Here is a 20638-nt window from a genome sequence, read left to right as displayed (position 1 = left end):
GCAGGGGGCGCTCTTCCGGCGACCATCGTGGTACGGGCACGTGGAGACGAGCACCTGTGACGTCCGGGGAGGACAGCATGACGGTTCGGCCGCTGATCGGCGTGAGCACGTATCTGGAGTCCGGCGCGCGCTGGGGCGTGTGGGAGCTGGAGGCGGTGCTGCTGCCGGCCGGCTATCCGCGGCTGGTGCAGCGGGCCGGCGGCCTGGCGTTCCTGCTGCCGCCGGACGCCCCCGAGCGGGCCGCGGCGGCCGTGGCCCGGCTGGACGGACTGGTGATCGCGGGCGGCCCGGACGTCGACCCGGCCCGGTACGGAGCCGAGCGCTCCCCGCGCACGGGGCCGCCCGCGCCGGAGCGGGACGCCTGGGAGCTGGCGCTGATCGAGGCGGCGCTGGCGGCGGGCGTGCCCCTGCTGGGCATCTGCCGGGGCATGCAGCTGCTGAACACGGCCCTCGGCGGCACCCTCGTGCAGCACCTGGACGGGCACGCGGAGGTGGTGGGCGTGTTCGGCGGCCACCCGGTGAAGCCGGTGCCGGGCACGCTGTACGGCGAGATCGTGCCGGAGGAGGTGTCGGTGCCGACGTACCACCACCAGGCGGTGGAGCGGCTCGGCACGGGCCTGGTCCCGTCGGCCTACGCCGCGGACGGCACGGTGGAGGCCGTGGAGCTCCCGACGGCCCCGGGCTGGGTGCTGGGCGTGCAGTGGCACCCGGAGATGGGCGAGGACCTCCGGGTGATGCGGGCCCTGGTCGCAGCGGCCTCCTGAACCGGTTCGGACGGGCCCGATCGCACACCACGGCCCACCGCGGCGGGCGCCCCGCACCGGGCACGGACTCACGGACACCGCGAGCCCGCGGCGCGACAGCCGCCCGGACCCGCCCGGGCCCGCGCGCTCGCACCCCGCGGGCCGCACCACCGCACCCGGCGGCGGGCCGACCGGCACGTACCCCGCACCCGCACCCCCGGAAGGGCGAGGCACCCTCAACCGCGGCCCCGGACCCGGCGGTCACCTCAACCGGCCCGGCGCAGCCGCGTGCGCCCGCGCCACCTCACCCCACGGCCGCACGCACGTGGAGCCGCGGGGCCCGGTGCGGGCCCGTCACCCCCGGGTCAGTCCCAGCAGTTCCCGGGCCGGGCCCGTGGGGCGGTGGCCCGTCGGCCAGACCGCCCGCAGGTCGCGGCGGAGCGACACGCCCTCCACCGGGATGCTCACCAGGCGCCGCATCGCCAGCTCCTCCCCCACCGCCAGCTCGCTGAGGACCGAGGGGCCCGCGCCGCTGACCGCCGAGGCCTTCACCGCCGTCGTCGAGGACAGCTCGATCAGCGGGCGGGCCAGGCCGCCGAGCGCCGCGTCCAGGACCTGGCGGGTGCCGGAGCCGCGCTCCCGCAGGATCAGCGGGGTCGCGCCCAGCTCCGCCGCCGTCACGGGCCGCCGCCGACGGGCCCACGGATGTCCCGGCGCGGCGACGACGATCAGCCGGTCCTGGGCGATGACCGTGGAGTCCAGGCCCGTGGGCACGGACAGGCCCTCCACGAATCCGAGGTCCGCCTCGCCGGACAGCAGCAGCTCCGCGACCTTCGCCGAGTTGCCCGCGAGCAGCGAGACCGCGGTGTCGGGCCGTCGGGCGTGCAGGGCGAGGAGCCAGCCGGGCAGCAGGTACTCGGCGATGGTCATGCTCGCCGCGACCCGCAGCCGGGAGTCCCGCCGGTCCCGCAGCGCCCGCGCCCCCGCGTCGAAGGCCGCCGCCGCCTCCACCACCCGGCGGGCCCAGTCCGTGACCAGGGCGCCCGCGTCGGTCAGCCGGGAGCCGCGCGGCGAGCGGTCCACCAGGGCCACCCCCAGCTGCCGTTCCATGGAGCGCAGCCGGCTGCTGGCGGCCGGCTGGGTGATGCCGACCTCGCGTGCCGCCGCGCCGAGACTGCCCAGCCGCGCCACCGCGAGCAGCAGCTCCAGCGCGCCGAGATCCGGCACCCGGTGCGCCAGCGACTCCGTGCGCTCCCGCTGTCCCTCCGCCTCGCTCATAAAACCAGCTTATGCCCTCATAGAGAGGAACTCCCTGGTCAGGGGCGAGCGGCGGCGGGATCGTAAAGACATGGTCACCGCAGCCCCACCCCTGCCCCCGCGCCGCGCCGGCCGGTTCAGGCACCTCGGCCCGAACTGGTACGCCTCCGTCATGGGCACCGCCGTCGTCGCCTCGGCCGGCGTGGCACTGCCGGGCCCGGTGCGCGGGCCGCGGGACCTCTTCGCGACCGTGTGGGCGGTGTCCCTGCTGATGCTGGCGGTCCTGCTGGCCGCCCGGACCGTGCACTGGACCCGCCACCGCGACCAGGCCCGCGCCCATCTCCTCGACCCGGCGACGGCGCCCTTCTACGGCTGCCTCGCGATGGCCCTGCTGGCGGTGGGCGGCGGCGCCCTGACGGCCGGCCGGAGCCTGATCGGCACCCGGGCGGCGGTCGGCCTGGACACCGTGCTGTTCACCGCCGGTACGGCGATCGGGCTCTGCGCGGCGGTGGCCGTGCCGTACCTGATGGCCGTACGGCACCGGGTGGAGCCCGGCCAGGCCACCCCGGTGTGGCTGCTGCCGCTGGTCGCACCCATGGTGTCGGCCGCGCTCGGCCCCCTGCTGGTGCCGCATCTGCCGCCGGGCCAGCCCCGGGAGACGCTGCTGCTGGCCTGCTTCGCGCTGTTCGGGCTGAGCCTGCTCGCCGTCCTGCTGATGCTGCCGCTGGTCTTCGCCCGGCTGATCACCGCCGGCCCGCTGCCGCTCGCGCTCACCCCGACCCTGTTCCTGGTCCTCGGCCCGCTCGGGCAGTCCACCACCGCGGTCGCGCTGATCGCGGACGCCGCCCCCGGCGTCGTACCGGCCCCGTACGACCGCGGCCTCGGGGTCTTCGCCGTGCTCTACGGCGTGCCGGTGATGGGGTTCGCGCTGCTCTGGCTGGGGCTCGCGACCGCGCACGTGGTGCGGGCCCGGCGGCACGGCATGGGGTTCACGCTGACCTGGTGGGCGTTCACCTTCCCGGTGGGCACCTGTGTCACCGGTGCCGCGGCCCTCGCCCGGCACACGGACCTCGCGATGTACGACGTGCTGGCCGTCGCGCTGTACGGCGTCCTGGTGGCGGCGTGGCTCGCGGCGGCCTGGGGCACCGTGCGCGGCCTGCTCAGCGGCGAGCTGCCCGGAGCGCCTCGGACAGCGCCCGCGGCGCTTCGGTGAGCGAGGGGCCGTACCAGGTCAGATACCGGCCGCTGACGAGCGCGCAGGGCAGGCCGGGGAAGGACTCCGGGCCGTCGTCCGCGGTGAAGCGGTACGGCTCGTCGGGCAGGACCACCACATCCGGGTGCGCCGCCCGCAGCTGCGCCAGGGGGACGCGGGGATAACGCTCGGGGTGGGCGGCGTACACCTGGTCCACGCCCAGGCGGGCCAGGACGTCGCCCGCGAAGGTGTCCCGGCCGAGGACCATCCACGGGCGGCGCCAGACCGGGACGACCGCCCGGGTGCGCCCGGCGGGCTCGGGCAGGGCCGCCCAGGCCGCCTCCGCGGCCCGGAGCCAGGCGGGCCGGAGCGGCGCACCGCACGCGGTGAGCACCCGGTCCAGCTCGGTGAAGGCCTGCGGCACGGTCCGCACCTCGGTGACGAGCACGTCGAGCCCGGCCGCGCGCAGCGCGTCAAGATCGGCGGCACGGTTCTCCTCCTCGTTGGCGATCACCAGGTCGGGGGCGAGGGAGACGATCCGCTCCGTGTCGGGGTTCTTCGTGCCGCCGATCCGGGTGACGTCCAGGTCCGCCGGATGGCTGCACCAGTCCGTGGCGCCGACCAGGACCCCGGGCAGCGTCCGGGCCACCGCCTCCGTCAGCGAGGGGACCAGCGAGACGGCCCGCACGTCAGCGCGACCGGTCCTGCACGGCCTCGATGTGCTCGGCGACCGCCACCACGATGACCCGGGTGTCCGGGACCGTGGCCCGCCAGCGGTGCCGGACCCCGCCGGTCAGATACAGGGTGTCGCCGCGGCCGAGGCGGTAGGCACGCCCCTCGGCCTCGATCTCCACCGCGCCGTCCGCGACGTACATCAACTCGTCGTTGCGGTGCTGGAACTCGCGGCCCGCGTCGTGGTCGCCGGTGAACTCGGAGGCGTGCAGCTGGTGGTGGCCGCGCACCAGGGACCGGGTCCGCGGGTCGTAGTCGCCCTCGGCGACGGGCTCGGCGCGGACGACGTCCACGCTGGCCGCCGGGTCGGCGGCGGCCAGCAGCTCGACCGCCGTGGTGCGCAGGGCGTCGGCCAGCTTCTCCAGGGAGGTGTGGCTCGGGCGGGCCTTGTCGTTCTCGACCTGGCTGAGGAAGGGCACCGAGAGGCCGGTGCGCTCGGCCACGGCGGCGAGCGTCAGTTCCAGCGCGCGGCGGCGCCGCCGGACGGCCGCGCCCACCCGCACGGGCTGCTGGTCTTTGTGGTCGCCCATCGCTCCGGCTCCCTCCCTCGCTCGTCGGGCCGCTGTCCGGGTGCCCCTCCTGGAGCACACCACCTCTGATGACTTCTCTGCACCCTACGCATGTTCGGCAAACCGTTTCACGCGGCTGTCACATCCACGTCATTTCCGTGATCCCTCACCCTCACAGTTCGCGCCAGCGTCCCGGGGGCCGGGAGCGGTCGGGGACCCGGTGACCCCAGGGGACGAAGATGCCGACCAGCTGGGCCAGGTACCCCAACATAGGCCATCGGTCATCACCGACGGTGATTGTCCTGATCCTTGCCGTAGGCGGAACGCCGCGAGGGGCGGGCGGCACCGGACGCGTGCGCGTCCGGCGGCGCCCGCCCCTCGGGAGGCGGTCCGGGCCGGTCAGGTCACCCGGCCGCCTGGCTCCGGGTGTTCTCCTTGGCGACGGGGGCCCACTTGTCGAGCAGGCCGGGGTGCTGCCGCAGCCAGTCCCGGACGGCGTCCTGCTCCTTGCCCTTGCCCGACTTCTGGATCCGCGCCTCCAGCCCCGTGAGCTGCTCCTCGGTCATCGAGAAGTCCTTCAGCCATGCGCCGACCTGCGGATTGTCGGCGGCGAAGCCCTTGCGGGCGAGGGTGTGCACGCCGTCGCCCGCGCCCCAGGCCCCCTTGGGGTCCTTGAGCTTCTTCAGGTCGTAGTCGCTGTACGCCCAGTGCGGCGACCACAGGGTGACGACGACCGGGTCCTTGCGGGCGTAGGCGCGCTTCAGCTCGGCGAGCATGGCCGGGGTGGAGCCGTCGACCACGTCGAAGGAGCCCTCCAGGCCGTACCGCTTGAGCACCTTGTCCTTGAGCAGGCCCATCATGCCCGCGCTCGGCTCGATGCCGATGATCTTCCCGTCGAACTCGTCCGCGTGGTCCTTGAGGTCCGCGAGCGAGTTCACGTCCTTCACATAGGACGGGACGGTCAGCTCCAGGGAGGTGGGTCCGAACCACTTGCCGAGGTCGTCCAGCCGCTTGCCGTACTTCGCCCAGTACTCGGCGTGCGTGGTGGGCAGCCAGGAGTCCGTCTCGAAGTCGAGCTGGCCGGTGGCGAGGCCGGTGTAGAGCGGTCCCGCCGCGTACTGGGTCGTGGTGACCTTGAATCCGCGCTGCTCCAGGATCTCCTTCCACAGGAAGGTCGAGGCGATGCCCTCGTCCCAGGGGATGTAGCCGATCCGGATCTCCTTGCCCTTGCCGACATCGCTGCCGGAGGCCTCGGAGGTGCCCGCGGAGGACCCGAAGACGCCGAGTCCGCCCGCGACGAGCGCCAGGACGACCGCACCGGCCAGCGCCACGGCCGGACGCGGGCGGTACGACCACGCGCGCGTGCGCTCCTTCGCCGCGGCCCTGCGGCCCAGCGGGGAGAGCTGGGTGCCGAGCGCGCCGGTGACGCGGTCCAGGTAGATGGCGAGGACGACGATGCCGACGCCCGCCTCGAAGCCGTAGCCGATGTCGAGCTGGCCGATCGCCTCGTTGACGGCGCCGCCGAGGCCGCCGGTGCCGACCATGCCCGCGATGACGACCATGGACAGGCCCAGCATGATGACCTGGTTGACGCCGGCCATGATGGTCGGCAGGGCCAGCGGCAGCTGGATGCGCCACAACGTGTTGCGCGGGGTGGTGCCGAAGGCTTCGGCCGCCTCGACCAGTTCGGCGTCGACCTGGCGGATGCCCAGCTCGGTCATGCGGACGCCGGGGGCGAGCGCGAAGATCAGGGTGGCGACGACACCCGCCGCGGTGCCCAGCCCGAAGAACAGCATGGCCGGGATCAGCAGCACCATCGAGGGCATGGTCTGGAGCAGGTCGAGGACCGGCCGTACGGCGGCGCTGACCGCCCTGGAGCGGGCGGCCCAGATGCCCAGCGGCAGCGAGATCACCAGCGCGAGGACGGTCGCCACGAGGACCAGGGCGAGCGTGGACATGGCCCGGTCCCACAGATCGAGCGAGTCCACGAGGGCGAATCCGGCGAAGGCGAGGACACCGCCGAGCAGGCCGCGCAGCCACCAGGCGATGACGGCGAGGATGCCCGCCATCAGCAGCGGCTCGGGCGCGGCGAGCACGCTGTCGATGCCGTCGTACATGCCCTCCATGACCGCCTTGACGGCGTCGAACAGCCAGGAGAGGTGGTCGACCAGCCAGTCGACGCCGGAGTCGACCCAGTCGCCGAGGTGGATCCTAGGCACGGCCGGCCACCTTCCCGTCCGGGTTGTCGCAGGGCGCGGGAGCGGCCGTCTCGTCGCCGAGGAAGCCGACCAGCCGCTGGCGCGGGACGACGCCGACGACGTGGTTCGCCTCGTCCACGACCGAGACGCGGTGCGACAGCCGGGCGCTGATCGCGCACAGCTCCACGAAGGGCGTCTCGCGGGTCGCGGTCTCGCAGGCGCAGCGGGGGGCCTCGCCCGTGACGGAGGTGTCCATGAGGGCACCCGCCGTCAGCACCCGGGAGCGGTCGACGTCCTGGACGAAGGAGGCCACGTAGTCGCCGTCGGGGCGCAGCAGGATGTCCTCGGCGGTGCCGGTCTGGACGATGCGTCCGTCGCGCATGACGGCGATGCGGTCGCCGAGCCGCATGGCCTCGTTGAGGTCGTGGGTGATGAAGACGATGGTCTTCTTCAGGGTCTTCTGGAGTTCCAGCAGCTGGTCCTGCATGTCACGGCGGATCAGCGGGTCCAGGGCGCTGAAGGACTCGTCCATCAGCAGTACGTCGGCGTCGGTGGCGAGCGCGCGGGCGAGGCCGACGCGCTGCTGCATACCGCCGGACAGCTCGTCGGGCCAGGACGCCTCCCAGCCGGCCAGGCCGCACAGGGCGAGCGCCTCGTCGGCGCGGCGTTCGCGCTCGGCGCGGGGCACGCCCTGCACTTCCAGACCGTAGGCGGCGTTGTCGCGGACGCTGCGGTGCGGGAAGAGCGCGAAGTGCTGGAAGACCATGCTGATCTTCTTGGAGCGCAGCTCGCGCAGCGCCCGGTCGGTGAGCGCGCTCAGCTCCTGGCCGTCGAAGCGCACGCTGCCGGCCGTCGGCTCCAGCAGCCCGTTGAGCGTGCGCAGCAGGGTGGACTTGCCGGATCCCGACAGCCCCATGACCACGAAGATCTCGCCGGCCTCCACCTGGAAGGAGGCGTCGATCACGGCCGCGGTGGTGCCTTCGGCGCGCAGCTCCGCCCGGTCGGCCCCCTCCTTCAGCCGCTCGACCGCCTCGGCCGGCCGCCTTCCGAACACCTTGAACACATGTTGCGCCTCAAGTCTGGGTGACACGCGCACCTCTCGTCTCGCCGGGACAGGACAGAGGCGGCGCCTGCCCGAGTCCGTGCACGTCAAACGCATACGTGGGCCACCTCACGGGGGTGGCGCAGGCCGCAACCCGTTGCGCGGGGAGGGCCCTGTCAGTGCCGTACGGCATGATGCGAACGTGACCGGACGACTCATGCTCCTCGACACCGCCTCGCTGTACTTCCGCGCCTACTTCGGCGTCCCGGACTCCGTGAAGGCACCGGACGGCACGCCCGTCAACGCGGTGCGCGGGCTGCTGGACTTCATCGACCGGCTGGTGCGGGACCACCGGCCGGAGCAGCTGGTGGCCTGCATGGACGCCGACTGGCGCCCGCAGTGGCGGGTGGACCTCATCCCCACCTACAAGGCGCACCGGGTCGCCGAGGAGCACGAGGGCGCCCCGGACGCGGAGGAGGTGCCGGACACCCTGGCCCCGCAGGTCCCGGTCATCGAGGAGGTGCTGGACGCGATCGGCATCGCCCGCGTCGGCGTCGCGGGGTACGAGGCGGACGACGTGATCGGCACCTTCACCGGGCGGGCCGGCGGCCCGGTCGACATCGTCACCGGCGACCGCGACCTCTACCAGCTGGTGGACGACGAGCGCGGCATCCGCGTGCTGTATCCGCTGAAGGGCGTCGGCACGCTGCAGCTGACGGACGAGGCGGTGCTGCGCGAGAAGTATGGCGTCGACGGGCGGGGGTACGCGGATCTGGCGCTGCTGCGCGGCGACCCGAGCGACGGCCTGCCGGGCGTGGCCGGCATCGGCGAGAAGACGGCCGCCAAGCTGCTCGCCGAGTTCGGCGATCTGGCCGGCATCATGGCGGCGGTCGACGACCCGCGGGCGAAGCTCACGCCGTCGCAGCGCAAGCGGCTCACCGAGGCCCGGCCGTATGTCGCGGTCGCGCCGACGGTGGTGCGGGTGGCCGGGGATGTGCCGCTGCCGGACGTCGACACCGCCCTGCCGCACGCTCCGCGCGATCCGGCGGGCCTGGAGGAACTGGCCCGCCGCTGGGGCCTCGGGGGCTCCCTGCAGCGGCTGATGAGCACGCTGGCGGAATGACCCTTCGGGGAATGTTCCGGCAAAGCTCTCAGCCACGTCCCACGGAAGAGGTGTCACATCGGACCGAGGTGCTAACTTAGGTAAACCTAACCAACTCCCGCAGGAGGCCGTGATGGCAGAGCGTCCGGGACGAAAGCCGCGCAAGCCCCAGACCGCCCAGGTGGTGCGCACCGAACGGCTGACCCCGCACATGCAGCGGGTGGTCCTCGGCGGCGAGGGCCTGGCCGGATTCGCCGCGGACACCTGTACCGACCACTACGTCAAGCTGCTGTTCGGCCCGCCCGGCGTGACCTACCCGGAGCCCTTCGACCTGGAGCTGATCCGCGCCGAGTTCCCGCGCGAGCAGTGGCCGGTGACCCGCACGTACACCGTGCGCGACTGGGACCCGGCGCAGCGCGAGCTGACCCTGGACTTCGTGATCCACGGCGACGAGGGCCTGGCCGGACCCTGGGCCACCCGGGCGCGGCCCGGTGACACCGTGCGCTTCATGGGCCCCGGCGGAGCGTACGCGCCCGACCCGGAGGCCGACTGGCATCTGCTCGCCGGTGACGAGAGCGCGCTGCCCGCCATCGCCCGCAGCCTGGAGGCGCTGCCCGCCGGTGCCCGTGCGCACGCCTTCATCGAGGTGTCCGGGCCCGAGGAGGAGCAGAAGATCGACACCGAGGTGCGGGTCGTCTGGCTGCACCGCGGCGACCGCCCGGTCGGCGAGGCGCTGACGGAGGCCGTACGCGGGCTGGACTTCCCGGCGGGCCGGCTGCAGGCGTTCGTGCACGGCGAGGCGGGCTTCGTGAAGGAGCTGCGCCGGATGCTGCGGGTCGAGCGGCAGATCCCGCGCGAGGACCTGTCGGTCTCCGGCTACTGGCGGCTCGGCCACAACGAGGACGGCTGGCAGGCCTCCAAGAAGGAGTGGAACGCCCGCATCGAGGCCGAGCAGGAGGACGGCTCGGCAGCGGCCGCCGCCTGACCCGCCGCCCCCGGATCAGTCGCCCCGTACGCGTGCGTGCAGATGCATGTCGTGCCAGCCGTCGGGGTGGAGGAGGGCGCTGCGCTTGGTGCCCTCCAGCGTGAAGCCGGTCTTGGCGGCGACCCGGCAGGACGCCTCGTTGGCGGTGGCGTGCGTGAGTTCGAGGCGGTGGAAGCCGATCTCCTCCAGAGCCCAGCGGCCGAGGACCGCCGTGGCGCGCACGGCGACTCCCCGGCCCCGTGCCCGTGCCACCGTCCAGTAGGCGACCTCGGCGACACCGTCCCCGAGCAGTATCTGGCGCAGCGCGACCCGGCCGAGCAGCTCGTCCGTGGCGTCGTCCGCGACGGCCCACTGGGCATCGCGCTCCTCCGCCCACCCCTGCTGCCACTGTTCGATCCAGCCGGCGGCCTCCTCCGCGGAGTCCGACGACCTGATGTGCCACTGGTGCAGCACCGGGTCCTGGAAGGCGGCGTGCAGGGCGGGCGCGTCCTCGGTCCGCCAGGGGCGCAGGACCAGGCCGTCGCCGGCGGGGAGAGCGGGCTGCGGGGTCCGGGCGAGGGAGCCGGGCGGCAGGACCGGGCTGGTGAGATACGGCATGATCCACATCCTGCCGAGCACACGCCCCCCGGTCCGCACGTTTTCCGGTTTTCCCCGGTCGCCTTTCCGGCCGCCTCTTCCGGTCGCCTTTCCGGCCGCCCGCACGGTCCCTGCTTTCCGGCCGCCCTGGCGCTGCCCGTGCCCCCGTACCCTTGACCCCGATGAGACGCCGTACCCCGCCCCCGCCCGCCCCGCTCCCCCAGCGCGACGGGGTGGACCCCGTACGGGTGCGGCTGCCCATGGACGGTGCCTGGGCCACCGTGCGGGAGCATCTGGTGGAGCGGCTCACGGGCGCGGGCCCCGGCATGATCGACTCGATGCTCGCCGCGGGGCAGATGGTCGGGGCGGACGGCCGGGCCGTGGCGCCGGACGCGCCGTACCGGCCGGGGATGTTCGTCTGGTTCCACCGCGAGCTGCCCGCCGAGGTGCCCGTGCCGTTCCCGGTGGACGTGGTGTACCGGGACGAGCACATCGTGGTGGCCGACAAGCCGCACTTCCTGGCCACCACCCCGCGCGGCACGCATGTCGCCGAGACCGCGCTGGCCCGGCTCCGCCGCGAGCTGGGCATCCCGACGCTGACGGCGGCCCATCGCCTGGACCGCCTCACCGCCGGTCTGGTGCTGTTCACGGTACGGCCCGGGGAACGCGGCGCCTATCAGACGCTGTTCCGGGACCGGCGGGTGCACAAGGAGTACGAGGCCGTCGCGCCGTACGACCCCGCGCTCGTCCTGCCCCGGACCGTCCGCAGCAGGATCCTGAAGGAGCGGGGGGTGCCGGCCGCCCGGGAGGTCCCGGGCGAGCCGAACGCCGAGACCCGTGTGGAGCGGGCCGGGCAGCGGGCCGGACTCGGCAGGTACCGGCTCGTCCCGGCGACCGGGCAGACCCACCAGCTGCGCGTCCATCTGACCGCGCTGGGCATCCCCATCCTCGGCGACCCGCTGTACCCCGAGGTGACCGACCCGGTACCGGCCGGCGACTTCCGGCGCCCGCTGCAACTGCTCGCACGGAAGCTGGAGTTCACCGATCCGGTCACCGGCACGGACCACAGCTTCGCCAGCACCCGCCGGCTGCGGGCCTGGACCTCCTTCGACGACTGGGCCGCGGGCGCCTGACCACAGCGGCGGGACAGGGCCATGGCCATGGCCATCCGACGGGGCCGACGGGCCGACGGCAGCGGTCCCAGGGGAACCGGCGGCGCCGGGGCGGCCCGCCCGTGTCCGTCAGTCGCCGCGCCACCAGCGCAGCAGCCGCCGCCACAGGCCCTGGGGCCGGGTCGGCTCCGGAGCCGCAGGGGCGGGTTCCGGCGCGGGGAACGCGTGGAAGGCCGCGGGCCGCGGTTCGGCGGCCGGGGCGGGGTCGGTGCTCAGGGTGCCGACCTGCCAGCTGGAGCGCGGCGGCGGGACCGGCATGGCCCGCGGCGGCAGATCGACGTCCTGCTGCGGCTTCGGTTCGAAGCGCACCGGCAGGGCCACCAGGTGCCGGGAGGCGATGGACGAACGCCAGCGCAGATCGTCCTCGGCGCAGTCCAGCTGGATGTCGGACAGCCGGGTGAGCAGCGCGTCGACGCCGACGTCCGCGATGGCGCGGCCGATGTCCTGCCCGGGGCACTCGTGCGGGCCGCCGCCGAAGGCGAGATGGGAGCGGTTGCCCTGCATGCTCGCGGACAGGTCGGGCCGCACCCTGGGGTCGACGTTGCCCGGGGCGGGCGCGAAGAGCAGCCCGTCGCCCTTGCGGATGGACTGGCCGCCCAGCTCGGTGTCCTGCTTGGCGAAGTACCCGAAGACGGTGCTGAACGGCGGCTCGTCCCACAGGGACTGCTCGATCGCCTCCGGCACGGTCATCTGGCCGCCGTTGAGCTGGGCCCGGAAGCCCGGCTCGGTGAGCACCATGCGCAGCGCGTTGGCGAGGAGGTTCGCGGTGGCCTCGTAGGCCGCGAAGAGGACGAGCCGCAGATGTTCGCGGACCTCGTCGTCGCTGAGGCCGGCCGGATGGGTGATGAGGTGACTGGTGAAGTCGTCCTCGGGCCGGGCCCGCCGCCGGGTGGTGAGCCGGCTGAGCGCGTCCATGACGTAGGTGTGGCTCTGGATCGCCGTCTCGGTGCCCTTCAGGGCGTCCCGCGCGGCATGCACCATCCGGTCGTTGTACTCCTCGGGCATGCCGAGCAGCTCGCACAGCACCGCCATCGGCAGATGCTCGGCGAACTGCGAGACCAGGTCGGCCCGGCCCCGCTCGCAGAAGCCGTTGACGAGGGCCTGGGTGTGGCGGCCGATGTGCCTGCGGACGCTGCGGTGGTCGATGGTGCCCATGGCGGCGGTGACCGCGTCGCGCAGCCGCTCGTGCTCGTCGCCCTCGGCGTGCGAGCAGATCGGCTGCCAGGCGATGTGCGGCATGAGGGGGTGGTCGGGCTTGACCCGGCCGTCCCGCAGCGGGCCCCAGATCCGGCTGTCCCGGGTGTACTGCGAGGGGCTGCGCACCAGATGCAGGTTCTCGGCGTGCCCGAGCACCACCCACATCGGTACGTCGTCGTGCAGCAGCACGGGGGCCACGGGGCCGTGCTGCTCGCGCAGGCGCTCGTAGAGGTCGCCCAGATCCTCGGCGTCGGGGCCGTAGAGCCGGTGCACCGCGCCGGGGCCGAGGCCGTGGGCCGGGCAGCCCGGCGGCGGGACGGCGGCGGGGTCGGTGCCGGTCAGTGAGGGTGATTCAGACGTCACGGTATCGCTCCGGAACGGATGGTGTGGGGGTCGGTCGACGGCAGGTCAGGTGAGTGCGCCGGACATGGCGAGGGCGTGCAGGAAGCGCGTCAGGGCCATCAGCACCTCTTTGCTGGAGGCCCGGCGGCGCACGTCGCAGTCCAGGATCGGGATCTCCGGGGCCAGGTCCAGCGCGGTGCGCAGCTCCTCGACCGGGAAACGGGGTGCGTCCGGGAAGGAGTTGACGGCGACGACGAACGGCACCCCGCGCTCCTCCAGGCGGCCCATGACGTCGAAGCTGACCTCCAGGCGCCGGGTGTCCACCAGGACGACCGCGCCGAGCGCGCCTTCGAACAGGCCGTTCCACAGGAACCAGAAGCGCTCCTGGCCCGGGGTGCCGAACAGATAGAGCACCAGTTTCTCGGTGATGCTGATCCGGCCGAAGTCCATGGCCACGGTGGTGGCCGTCTTGGAGTCCGAACCGTAGTTGTCGTCCACGCCGATGCCGGCCTGGGTCATGGTCTCCTCGGTGGTCAGCGGTCTGATCTCGCTGACCGAACCCACCATGGTGGTCTTGCCGACACCGAAGCCGCCCACGATCACGATCTTCGCCGCGGCCTGGGCCGTGTGCGGCAGATGGTCCTCGGTGCGCGGGCCGGGGATCGTGTCAGAGCTTTTGAAGTCCATGCATCACCGCTTCGAGGAGTGAACGGTCGGGGAGCGCCTGGCGGACGATCGGGGCGCGCGCCTGCACCAGTTCGCCCCCGATCAGCTCCGTGATCAGTACGGTCATCGCGCTGAACGGCAGTTGGAGATAGGCCGAGAGCTCGGCCACGGACAGCGGGGCGTTGCAGAGCCGGAGCACCGCCGCCACCTCGGGCGAGGCGGAGAGCGGCGGCCCGGAGCGCGCCACGATCAAGGTCACCAGGTCGAGTTCGGCACGGGCGCCGTCGGTGCCGGCGATGGTGTAGAGCCGTTCGGGGTTCCCTGGTTTGCCTCCGCCGGCCGCCGGTTTCGGCGGCGGTGGCGGGGGCGGGGGCGGCAACTGCTGCGGCCGGCGCCGTCTGCGCTGTGGAGGGGTCATACGGTCTGCCCGTTCCGCCGGGGCGGACTGGTGAGATGGGCGCCGATCCGGACGACGAGGTCACGCATCATGCCGCTCATACGGCCCGGTTCGCAGGTCACGTCGGCGAGCACGGCGAGGAAGGCGTTGGGGCCGGCGTTCATCAGGTAGAAGTAGCCGCCCTCGATCTCGAAGACGACGACCCGCATCTCGCCGGCCCCGGGGAGCTCCTGGATGATGGCGCCGGCCAGGCTCTGCACGCCCGCGCAGGCCGCGGCCACACGGTCGGCCGCGTCAGGGTCGCCGCCGTAGCGGGCGATGCGCAGTCCGTCGGCGGAAAGGACCACGATCATCTCGATGCCCGGCACGCCATCGTTCAGCTGCTTGAGCATCCAGTCCAGGTTGCCTCGCTGCTGGATCACTTGAGGTCCCTCTCGTCGTCATCGTAGGGGGCGCCCTCGGCGGGGGCGTCCGCGTCGTCGAGCAGATGCAGGTACTTGGTCGGGTTGCGGGTGAAGTCGGTCAGCTCGGGCCCGGTGGCGCCCGGCGGCATGCCCTTGCGCAGTCCCTCCCAGAAGGCCTCGATCCCCGCGCCCGGCGGCTGGTCCAGGAGCTTCTGCCGCTCGGCGTCGATCTCCGGCTCGGGCTCCGGCTCCGTCCTGGTCTGGGACCAGATGGTCGGCCTGCCCTCGCGCTCGGCGCGCTCGATGGCGGCCTGTTCGGCGTACCGCTGGCTGAGCGGTGTCTTCACCCGGCTGCGGCGCTGCGGCAGACCGCCCGCCGTCCACTCGGTCACCTCGGGGACGTCGTCCTCCATGGAGATCCCCGCGGGGATCTTGGGGCTGGTGGGGCGGCGCTTCTTGGGCGGGCGCTTGGGGCCTTCGACCGCGCCGAGTTCGGGCTTGGGGATACCGGTGGCGCCGATGCCGTGCGCCGCGCCGACGCCCGGCTCGGTGGTCGTCATCACGCGCGGCACGATGAGGATCGCGCGGACGCCGCCGTAGGCGGAGGCGCGCAGCGAGACCTCCATGTCGAACTGCTTGCAGAGCCGGCCCACGACGGCGAGACCGAGCCGCGGGTTCTCGCCGAGGTTGTCCGCGTCGTCGAGGTTCTTGGCGTCCTCGATCGCCTGCTCGATGCGGCGCCGGGACTCCTCGCTGAGGCTGACGCCGGCGTCCTCGATCTCGATGGCGATACCGGCCTGCACCTCGGAGGCGGTGACATGCACCTTGGTGGTCGGCGGCGAGTAGCGGGTGGCGTTGTCGAGGAGCTCCGCGGCGGCGTGGATGACCGGCTCGACGGCGGTGCCCTTGATGTTGATGTTGACGATGGAGCTGAGCTCGATGCGGCGGTACTCCAGGATGCGCGACATGGCGCCGCGCAGCGTGCTGTAGAGGGAGACGGGCAGCGGCCACTGGCGGCCGGGCCGGCCGCCGCCGAGGACGCCGATGGTGTCGGCGAGGCGGCCGATCAGCGAGGTGCCGTGGTCGATGCGGAGCAGGTCGTCGAAGACCTCGGGGTTGCGCCCGTGGTCCTCCTCCATCTCCCGGAGTTCCTTGGCCTGCTGGTGGACGATGGCCTGGACGCGGCGGGCGATGCTCACGAAGGAGCGTTCGGTGGCGTCGCGCATCGAGATCTCGTGGTCGGCGCCGCGCAGCGAGATGCGCACCAGTTCGCGGTAGCCCTCGGGCAGGCCGCGCAGTTCGGGGTCCTCGTCGAAGACGTAGCGCACCGTGTCGCGGAGCACCTCGCCGCGGCGCAGCCGCAGGAAGCCGGTGGGCAGGACGTCGGTGGCGAAGCGCTCCATCAGCTCGCCGTGCGCGGCGATCCGCTGCTCCAGGAACGCGATGTGGCGGGCGTGTTCGGCCTGTGCCTCGCGGAGCCGGCGGCCGCGGCGGGCGGCCTCGCCTGCCGTGCCGAGGACCAGCAGCACGGCCAGCGCCCCGCACAGGCCGACGGCGAGCCGGGCCGAGTGCGGTACCAGGGCGACGGCCGCTCCGGCGGCGGCGGCCATCACTATGGCCGGTGGCAGGAGCACGCGCGCATAGGGACGTTCACGGCCGCGGGGGGGCTTCTGAACACTCACCATGGATGCCTTCTGAGACGAGTCGGCTGGGTGTCAAGGGAGCTTTTGGGGGGAAGGTTCATGGAACTGTCGGGATCTACTTCGCGTTTGGGAACAGGCGCACGAATTACCTCAACTCGGTGCGCCGCGGGCGAGCTTAGTCCGACCGGATCATCGCCGTGTCATATTCGGCAAGCACCTGAAAACGCCCCCGCGACAGGAGTACGCTCAACTCCTTTTACACACTGGGCACTTGTTCGCACACGCTCGGTAACTACGCACGGGCGTACGAAACTTGCTCACCGTGCCGGGTGAAATAGGGGGCGGGACCGCTCCCAGCCCCCTCCGGACGCCGTTTCCCCTTGCGACGTCACAAGGGCCCGGATCCGTCCGTGGCGGACGGATCCGGGCCCTGTGGGTACGGCCTGCGGATGCCGGGCGGGGGTCAGCCCACCGACGAGTAGGCGACGACTCCCCGCAGCAGCTCGTCGACGGCCTTGCGCGCGGTCTTGGCCACGGTCGAGCCCTCGGCAGGCGCCGCCGCCGAGATCTGACCGAGCACGTCGATCACCTGCTTGCACCACCGCACGAAGTCGCCGGCCGGCATCTCGGCCTCGCGCAGCACCTCGTCGAGCCCCTTGCCCGACGCCCACATGTACGCGGCCCAGGCGAATCCGAGGTCGGGTTCGCGCTGCCCGACACCCTCGGTCTGGTTGATCCGGAAATCCTCCTCCACCGCGTCGAGCCGGCCCCAGATCCGGACCATCTCGCCGAGCGCGGCCTTGGCCTTCCCGGAGGGCAGCTTCGGTGCCATGGCGTCGTCGCCGACCCGCGCCTCGTACACCAACGCGGAGACACAGGCGGCGAGTTCCGCGGGAGAGAGCCCCTCCCAGACCCGCTCGCGCAGACACTCGCTGGCCAGCAGGTCGAGTTCGCCGTACAGCCGCGCGAGCCGCTTGCCGTGCTCGGTGACCTCGTCACCGCGCAGGTAGTCCAGTTCGGTCAGCAGCGCCACGATCCGGTCGAAGGTCCGCGCGATCGTGTTCGTACGGCCCTCGATGCGGCGCTCCAGCTGCGAGGTGTCGCGCAGCAGCCGGTGGTAGCGCTCGGCCCAGCGGGCGTGGTCCTCGCGGTCGTTGCAGCCGTGGCAGGGGTGTGCCCGGATCGCCGTCCGCAGCCGTGCGATCTCGTTGTCGTCGGCGGCCTGGGACCGGCTCTTGCGCGCCCGCTCCGGCGGGATGTGGCCGGCCTTGCTGCGCAGCGCGGAGGCCAGGTCCCGGCGGGACTGCGGCGAGCGCGGGTTGAACGACTTCGGGATCCGCATCCGGTCCAGCGGCTCGACCGGCACCGGGAAGTCCATCGTCGCCAGCCGCTTGACCTGCCGTTCGGCCGTCAGCACCAGCGGGCGCGGCCCGTCGTAGTGGTCGAAGCCGCGGTGGCCGTTGGCGCGGCCCGCGGGCAGACCCGGGTCCAGCACCAGGGCGAGGCCCGCGTACTTGCCCGTGGGCACATGGATGACATCGCCCGGCTTCAGCTTCTCCAGGGCGACGGCGGCCTCCGCCCGGCGCTGGGCGACGCCCTGCCGGGCCAGCTCGGTCTCCCGGTCCTTCAGCTCGCGGCGCAGCCGCGCGTACTCCTCGAAGTCGCCGAGGTGGCAGGTCATCGAGGCCTTGTAGCCGTCCAGCCCCTCCTCGTTGCGCTGCACCTGGCGGGAGATGCCGACGACCGACTTGTCGGCCTGGAACTGGGCGAAGGAGGTCTCCAGCAGCTCGCGCGAGCGGTGCCGGCCGAACTGCTCGACCAGGTTGACCGCCATGTTGTACGACGGCTTGAAGCTGGAGCGCAGCGGGTAGGTGCGCGTGCCCGCGAGACCGGCGAGGTGCTCGGGGCTCATACCGCGCTGCCACAGCACGACGGCGTGGCCCTCCACGTCGATGCCCCGGCGGCCCGCGCGGCCGGTCAGCTGGGTGTACTCGCCGGGCGTGATGTCGGCGTGCTGCTCGCCGTTCCACTTGACGAGCTTCTCCAGCACCACCGAGCGGGCGGGCATGTTGATGCCGAGCGCGAGGGTCTCGGTGGCGAACACGGCCTTGACCAGGCCGCGCACGAACAGCTCCTCCACGACCTCCTTGAAGGTCGGCAGCATGCCGGCGTGGTGGGCGGCGATGCCGCGCTCCAGGCCCTCGAGCCATTCGTAGTAGCCGAGGACGTGCAGGTCCTCGGTCGGGATGGCGGCGGTGCGCTCCTCGACCAGGGCGCGGACCTTCTCCCGCGCCTCCTCGTCGTTCAGCCGCAGTCCCGCGTACAGGCACTGCTGGACCGCGGCCTCGCAGGCGGCGCGGCTGAAGATGAAGGTGATGGCCGGGAGCAGGCCCTCGGCGTCCAGCCGCTCGATGACCTCGGGGCGGCCCGGGGTCCACACGCGGGAGCGCTGCCTGCGCTCCCGCTCCCGGTCGGCCTCGCGCATCGACCGGCCGCGCCGGCGGTCCTGGAACGACGGCCGGGTCGCCTCCATGCGGGCGAGGCGGGCCAGGTCGGGGTTGACGGCCTTCTTGTGGCCCTCGCCCTCCTCGAACAGGTCGTACATCCGGCGCCCGGCGAGCACGTGCTGGAACAGCGGCACGGGCCGGTGCTCGGAGACGATCACCTCGGTGTCGCCGCGGACGGTGTCCAGCCAGTCGCCGAACTCCTCCGCGTTGGACACGGTGGCGGAGAGCGAGACCAGGGTGACCGACTCGGGCAGGTGGATGATCACCTCTTCCCAGACGGCGCCGCGGAAGCGGTCGGAGAGGTAGTGCACCTCGTCCATGACCACATAACCCAGGCCGAGCAGGGTCTGCGAGCCGGCGTAGAGCATGTTGCGCAGCACCTCGGTGGTCATCACGACCACCGGGGCGTCGGAGTTCACGCTGTTGTCGCCGGTGAGCAGGCCGACCTTGTCCGTGCCGTAGCGGCGGCACAGGTCGGCGTACTTCTGGTTCGACAGCGCCTTGATGGGTGTCGTGTAGAAGCACTTCTTGCCCTGCCGGAGCGCGAGGTGGACGGCGAACTCGCCCACGATCGTCTTGCCCGAGCCGGTGGGCGCGGCCACCAGCACGCCCTTCCCCGATTCGAGCGCCTGGCAGGCCTCGATCTGGAAGGGGTCGAGGCCGAAGTCGTACATCTCGCGGAAGGCGGCGAGCGCCGTGGCCTGCTCGGCTGCCCGCCTGCGGGCTGCCGCGTACCGCTCGGCCGGTGAGAGGTCCTCTGTCATCGTACTTTCGAGCGTACCGGGCCCCACTGACAACAGGACGATCATTATCCCGATCGTCGGTCGGCCACCGGCCGACGGGCCTGCGGCGGACCGGACGCGGACCGGACGCGGACCGGCGGCGGACCGGCGGAACATCGGCGGAAGACGGGTGGACGGCCGGAGGACGACGGATGCCCCCGGCCTCGGGCCGGGGGCATCGCCTGGTGGCGCGTGGTGAAACGATCAGGTGACGTCGTCGTAGCCGTTGACCCGGTCCGCGCTCGCCTGCTCGGGCAGCGAGCGGTGGGCCGAGACGGGCTCGACGCCCCCGATGTCCTCGGGCGTGAGGTCCAGCTCGGACGCCTCGTCGTCGTCGGGGCCCGCGGCGTCGCGGCGGCGCTTGCGCGCGTCGTTCAGCAGCGAGAAGCCGACCGCGATGAAGTACAGCACCCAGATCGGCCCGGCGAGCGAGATCATCGACAGCGGGTCGGTGCTCGGCGTGGCCACGGCGGCGAAGACCGTGATGCCGAGGATCATGGCCCGCCACCAGCCGAGCATGCGCTTGCCGGTCAGTATGCCGGTGAGGTTGAGCATGATCAGCAGCAGCGGCAGCTCGAAGGAGAGGCCGAAGACGACCACCATGCGGGTGACCAGCTGGAGCAGGTCGTCGAGCGGCAGCAGGTTCTTGACGTTGTGGTTCGGGGTGAACTCGAGCAGCACCTTGGCGGTGGTCGGCAGCACCCGGTACGCGAAGTAGGCGCCGCCGAAGAACAGCGGGGCGCCGGTGAAGACGAAGGCGTAGGCGTACTTCTTCTCGTGCCGGTGCAGGCCCGGCGCGACGAAGGCCCAGAGCTGGTAGAGCCAGACCGGCGACGCGACCACGACACCGGCCATCAGCGAGACCTGGAGGGCCAGTGTGAAGGGCGCGAGGAGACCGTTGATGGTGATCTCCGCGCACGGCTTCTTGCCCGCGGTCTTCGCCAGCTCTTCGAAGCTCGCCTGACAGCCGACCGAGTCGAGGATCGGCTTCGTCAGGAAATTGATGATGTCGTTGTAGAAGAAGGCGGCGACCACCGTGACGATGACGATGGCGAGCATGGCCTTCGCGAGCCGGTTGCGAAGCTCACGCAGGTGATCCGCGAGGGGCATCCGGCCCTCGGGATCCCTCTCCTTCTGGCGGGCAGGCTTGAGCAACCCACGTCCTCATCTCGTGCGGCAGGCCGGGGGTTCC

At 72.7% G+C, this 20638-nt stretch carries 18 protein-coding genes; 5 read left to right on the top strand and 13 right to left on the bottom strand.

Translation table 11 applies throughout. The annotated features are described in order from the left end of the window. Nucleotides 1-77: 77 nt before the first annotated feature. A complete protein-coding gene (locus ACF073_RS18815; RefSeq protein WP_392071306.1) occupies nucleotides 78-764 on the top strand; it encodes a gamma-glutamyl-gamma-aminobutyrate hydrolase family protein in 687 nt (228 codons plus the stop codon). Nucleotides 765-1097: 333 nt separating this feature from the next. Here the strand turns inward: ACF073_RS18815 and ACF073_RS18810 are convergent, their stop codons facing one another. Then, a complete protein-coding gene (locus ACF073_RS18810; protein ID WP_392071304.1) occupies nucleotides 1098-2021 on the bottom strand; it encodes a LysR family transcriptional regulator in 924 nt (307 codons plus the stop codon). Between the two features lie 70 nt (nucleotides 2022-2091). Here ACF073_RS18810 and ACF073_RS18805 point away from each other — a divergent pair, with 70 nt between their 5' ends. Continuing rightward, nucleotides 2092-3213, top strand: coding sequence for a TDT family transporter (locus ACF073_RS18805; RefSeq protein ID WP_392071303.1), 1122 nt, complete (start codon nucleotides 2092-2094; stop codon nucleotides 3211-3213). Here the strand turns inward: ACF073_RS18805 and ACF073_RS18800 are convergent. The 4 genes from ACF073_RS18800 to ACF073_RS18785 form a co-directional block, all read right to left on the bottom strand. Then, nucleotides 3161-3880 (bottom strand): helical backbone metal receptor, encoded by a 720-nt coding sequence (locus ACF073_RS18800; RefSeq protein ID WP_392071301.1) that lies wholly within the window; start codon nucleotides 3878-3880, stop codon nucleotides 3161-3163. The two genes, ACF073_RS18805 and ACF073_RS18800, sit on opposite strands and share 53 nt — an antisense overlap. A 1-nt stretch (nucleotide 3881) precedes the next feature. Further along, nucleotides 3882-4454, bottom strand: a complete 573-nt coding sequence (locus ACF073_RS18795; RefSeq protein WP_392071299.1) for a helix-turn-helix domain-containing protein — start codon at nucleotides 4452-4454, stop codon at nucleotides 3882-3884. A gap of 383 nt (nucleotides 4455-4837) precedes the next feature. After that, nucleotides 4838-6652 (bottom strand): ABC transporter permease/substrate binding protein, encoded by a 1815-nt coding sequence (locus ACF073_RS18790; protein WP_392071298.1) that lies wholly within the window; start codon nucleotides 6650-6652, stop codon nucleotides 4838-4840. Then, complete coding sequence (locus tag ACF073_RS18785; protein ID WP_392071296.1) at nucleotides 6645-7721, bottom strand: glycine betaine/L-proline ABC transporter ATP-binding protein; 1077 nt, start codon at nucleotides 7719-7721, stop codon at nucleotides 6645-6647. Before ACF073_RS18785 ends, ACF073_RS18790 begins: the two co-directional genes overlap by 8 nt. Before the next feature lie 154 nt (nucleotides 7722-7875). On the opposite strand from ACF073_RS18785, the gene ACF073_RS18780 reads away from it, so the two are divergent. Further along, on the top strand, nucleotides 7876-8796 hold the full coding sequence (locus tag ACF073_RS18780) for a 5'-3' exonuclease H3TH domain-containing protein (RefSeq protein ID WP_392071294.1): 921 nt from the start codon (nucleotides 7876-7878) through the stop codon (nucleotides 8794-8796). Nucleotides 8797-8908: 112 nt separating this feature from the next. After that, complete coding sequence (locus tag ACF073_RS18775) at nucleotides 8909-9760, top strand: siderophore-interacting protein (protein ID WP_392071292.1); 852 nt, start codon at nucleotides 8909-8911, stop codon at nucleotides 9758-9760. Nucleotides 9761-9775: 15 nt separating this feature from the next. Here ACF073_RS18775 and ACF073_RS18770 read toward each other — a convergent pair whose 3' ends face one another. Beyond that, complete coding sequence (locus tag ACF073_RS18770) at nucleotides 9776-10357, bottom strand: GNAT family N-acetyltransferase (protein ID WP_392071290.1); 582 nt, start codon at nucleotides 10355-10357, stop codon at nucleotides 9776-9778. A gap of 161 nt (nucleotides 10358-10518) precedes the next feature. On the opposite strand from ACF073_RS18770, the gene ACF073_RS18765 reads away from it, so the two are divergent. Continuing rightward, nucleotides 10519-11469 carry a pseudouridine synthase gene (locus tag ACF073_RS18765; RefSeq protein WP_392071288.1) on the top strand — a complete coding sequence of 317 codons (951 nt, stop codon included), beginning with the start codon at nucleotides 10519-10521 and terminating at the stop codon, nucleotides 11467-11469. A 108-nt stretch (nucleotides 11470-11577) separates the two neighbouring features. Here the strand turns inward: ACF073_RS18765 and ACF073_RS18760 are convergent, their stop codons facing one another. From ACF073_RS18760 to tatC, 7 genes are all read right to left on the bottom strand, one after another. After that, the gene (locus ACF073_RS18760; RefSeq protein ID WP_392071287.1) at nucleotides 11578-13068 is read right to left on the bottom strand and encodes a cytochrome P450; all 1491 of its coding nucleotides are present in this window, start codon (nucleotides 13066-13068) and stop codon (nucleotides 11578-11580) included. Between the two features lie 45 nt (nucleotides 13069-13113). Beyond that, nucleotides 13114-13734, bottom strand: a complete 621-nt coding sequence (locus ACF073_RS18755; protein ID WP_392071286.1) for an ATP/GTP-binding protein — start codon at nucleotides 13732-13734, stop codon at nucleotides 13114-13116. Further along, complete coding sequence (locus ACF073_RS18750; protein WP_392071284.1) at nucleotides 13715-14131, bottom strand: DUF742 domain-containing protein; 417 nt, start codon at nucleotides 14129-14131, stop codon at nucleotides 13715-13717. The genes ACF073_RS18755 and ACF073_RS18750 overlap by 20 nt, the downstream gene beginning before the upstream one ends. Continuing rightward, entirely contained in the window at nucleotides 14128-14532 is a 405-nt protein-coding gene (locus ACF073_RS18745; protein ID WP_201840082.1) for a roadblock/LC7 domain-containing protein, read from the bottom strand. The genes ACF073_RS18750 and ACF073_RS18745 overlap by 4 nt, the downstream gene beginning before the upstream one ends. Continuing rightward, nucleotides 14529-16199: an ATP-binding protein gene (locus ACF073_RS18740; RefSeq protein ID WP_392071281.1), complete on the bottom strand. Its 1671-nt coding sequence runs from the start codon at nucleotides 16197-16199 to the stop codon at nucleotides 14529-14531. The genes ACF073_RS18745 and ACF073_RS18740 overlap by 4 nt, the downstream gene beginning before the upstream one ends. A gap of 421 nt (nucleotides 16200-16620) precedes the next feature. After that, a complete protein-coding gene (locus ACF073_RS18735) occupies nucleotides 16621-19473 on the bottom strand; it encodes a DEAD/DEAH box helicase (protein ID WP_392071279.1) in 2853 nt (950 codons plus the stop codon). Nucleotides 19474-19650: 177 nt separating this feature from the next. After that, on the bottom strand, nucleotides 19651-20601 hold the full coding sequence (gene tatC, locus ACF073_RS18730) for a twin-arginine translocase subunit TatC (RefSeq protein WP_392071277.1): 951 nt from the start codon (nucleotides 20599-20601) through the stop codon (nucleotides 19651-19653). Between the last annotated feature and the right edge of the window lie 37 nt (nucleotides 20602-20638).

This window comes from Streptomyces sp. NPDC015171, from assembly GCF_043079545.1.
Lineage (GTDB): Bacteria > Actinomycetota > Actinomycetes > Streptomycetales > Streptomycetaceae > Streptomyces.
This window is presented reverse-complemented; position numbering and strand designations above follow the sequence as displayed.

Bases quoted from the DNA above. Each gene is read 5' to 3' on its own strand.
- ACF073_RS18815 (WP_392071306.1), top strand. From the start codon at position 78: ATGACGGTTCGGCCGCTGATCGGCGTGAGCACGTATCTGGAGTCCGGC.
- ACF073_RS18810 (WP_392071304.1), bottom strand. From the start codon at position 2,021: ATGAGCGAGGCGGAGGGACAGCGGGAGCGCACGGAGTCGCTGGCGCAC.
- ACF073_RS18805 (WP_392071303.1), top strand. From the start codon at position 2,092: ATGGTCACCGCAGCCCCACCCCTGCCCCCGCGCCGCGCCGGCCGGTTC.
- ACF073_RS18795 (WP_392071299.1), bottom strand. From the start codon at position 4,454: ATGGGCGACCACAAAGACCAGCAGCCCGTGCGGGTGGGCGCGGCCGTC.
- ACF073_RS18775 (WP_392071292.1), top strand. From the start codon at position 8,909: ATGGCAGAGCGTCCGGGACGAAAGCCGCGCAAGCCCCAGACCGCCCAG.
- ACF073_RS18770 (WP_392071290.1), bottom strand. From the start codon at position 10,357: ATGCCGTATCTCACCAGCCCGGTCCTGCCGCCCGGCTCCCTCGCCCGG.
- ACF073_RS18765 (WP_392071288.1), top strand. From the start codon at position 10,519: ATGAGACGCCGTACCCCGCCCCCGCCCGCCCCGCTCCCCCAGCGCGAC.
- ACF073_RS18755 (WP_392071286.1), bottom strand. From the start codon at position 13,734: ATGGACTTCAAAAGCTCTGACACGATCCCCGGCCCGCGCACCGAGGAC.
- ACF073_RS18750 (WP_392071284.1), bottom strand. From the start codon at position 14,131: ATGACCCCTCCACAGCGCAGACGGCGCCGGCCGCAGCAGTTGCCGCCC.
- ACF073_RS18740 (WP_392071281.1), bottom strand. From the start codon at position 16,199: ATGGTGAGTGTTCAGAAGCCCCCCCGCGGCCGTGAACGTCCCTATGCG.
- ACF073_RS18735 (WP_392071279.1), bottom strand. From the start codon at position 19,473: ATGATCGTCCTGTTGTCAGTGGGGCCCGGTACGCTCGAAAGTACGATG.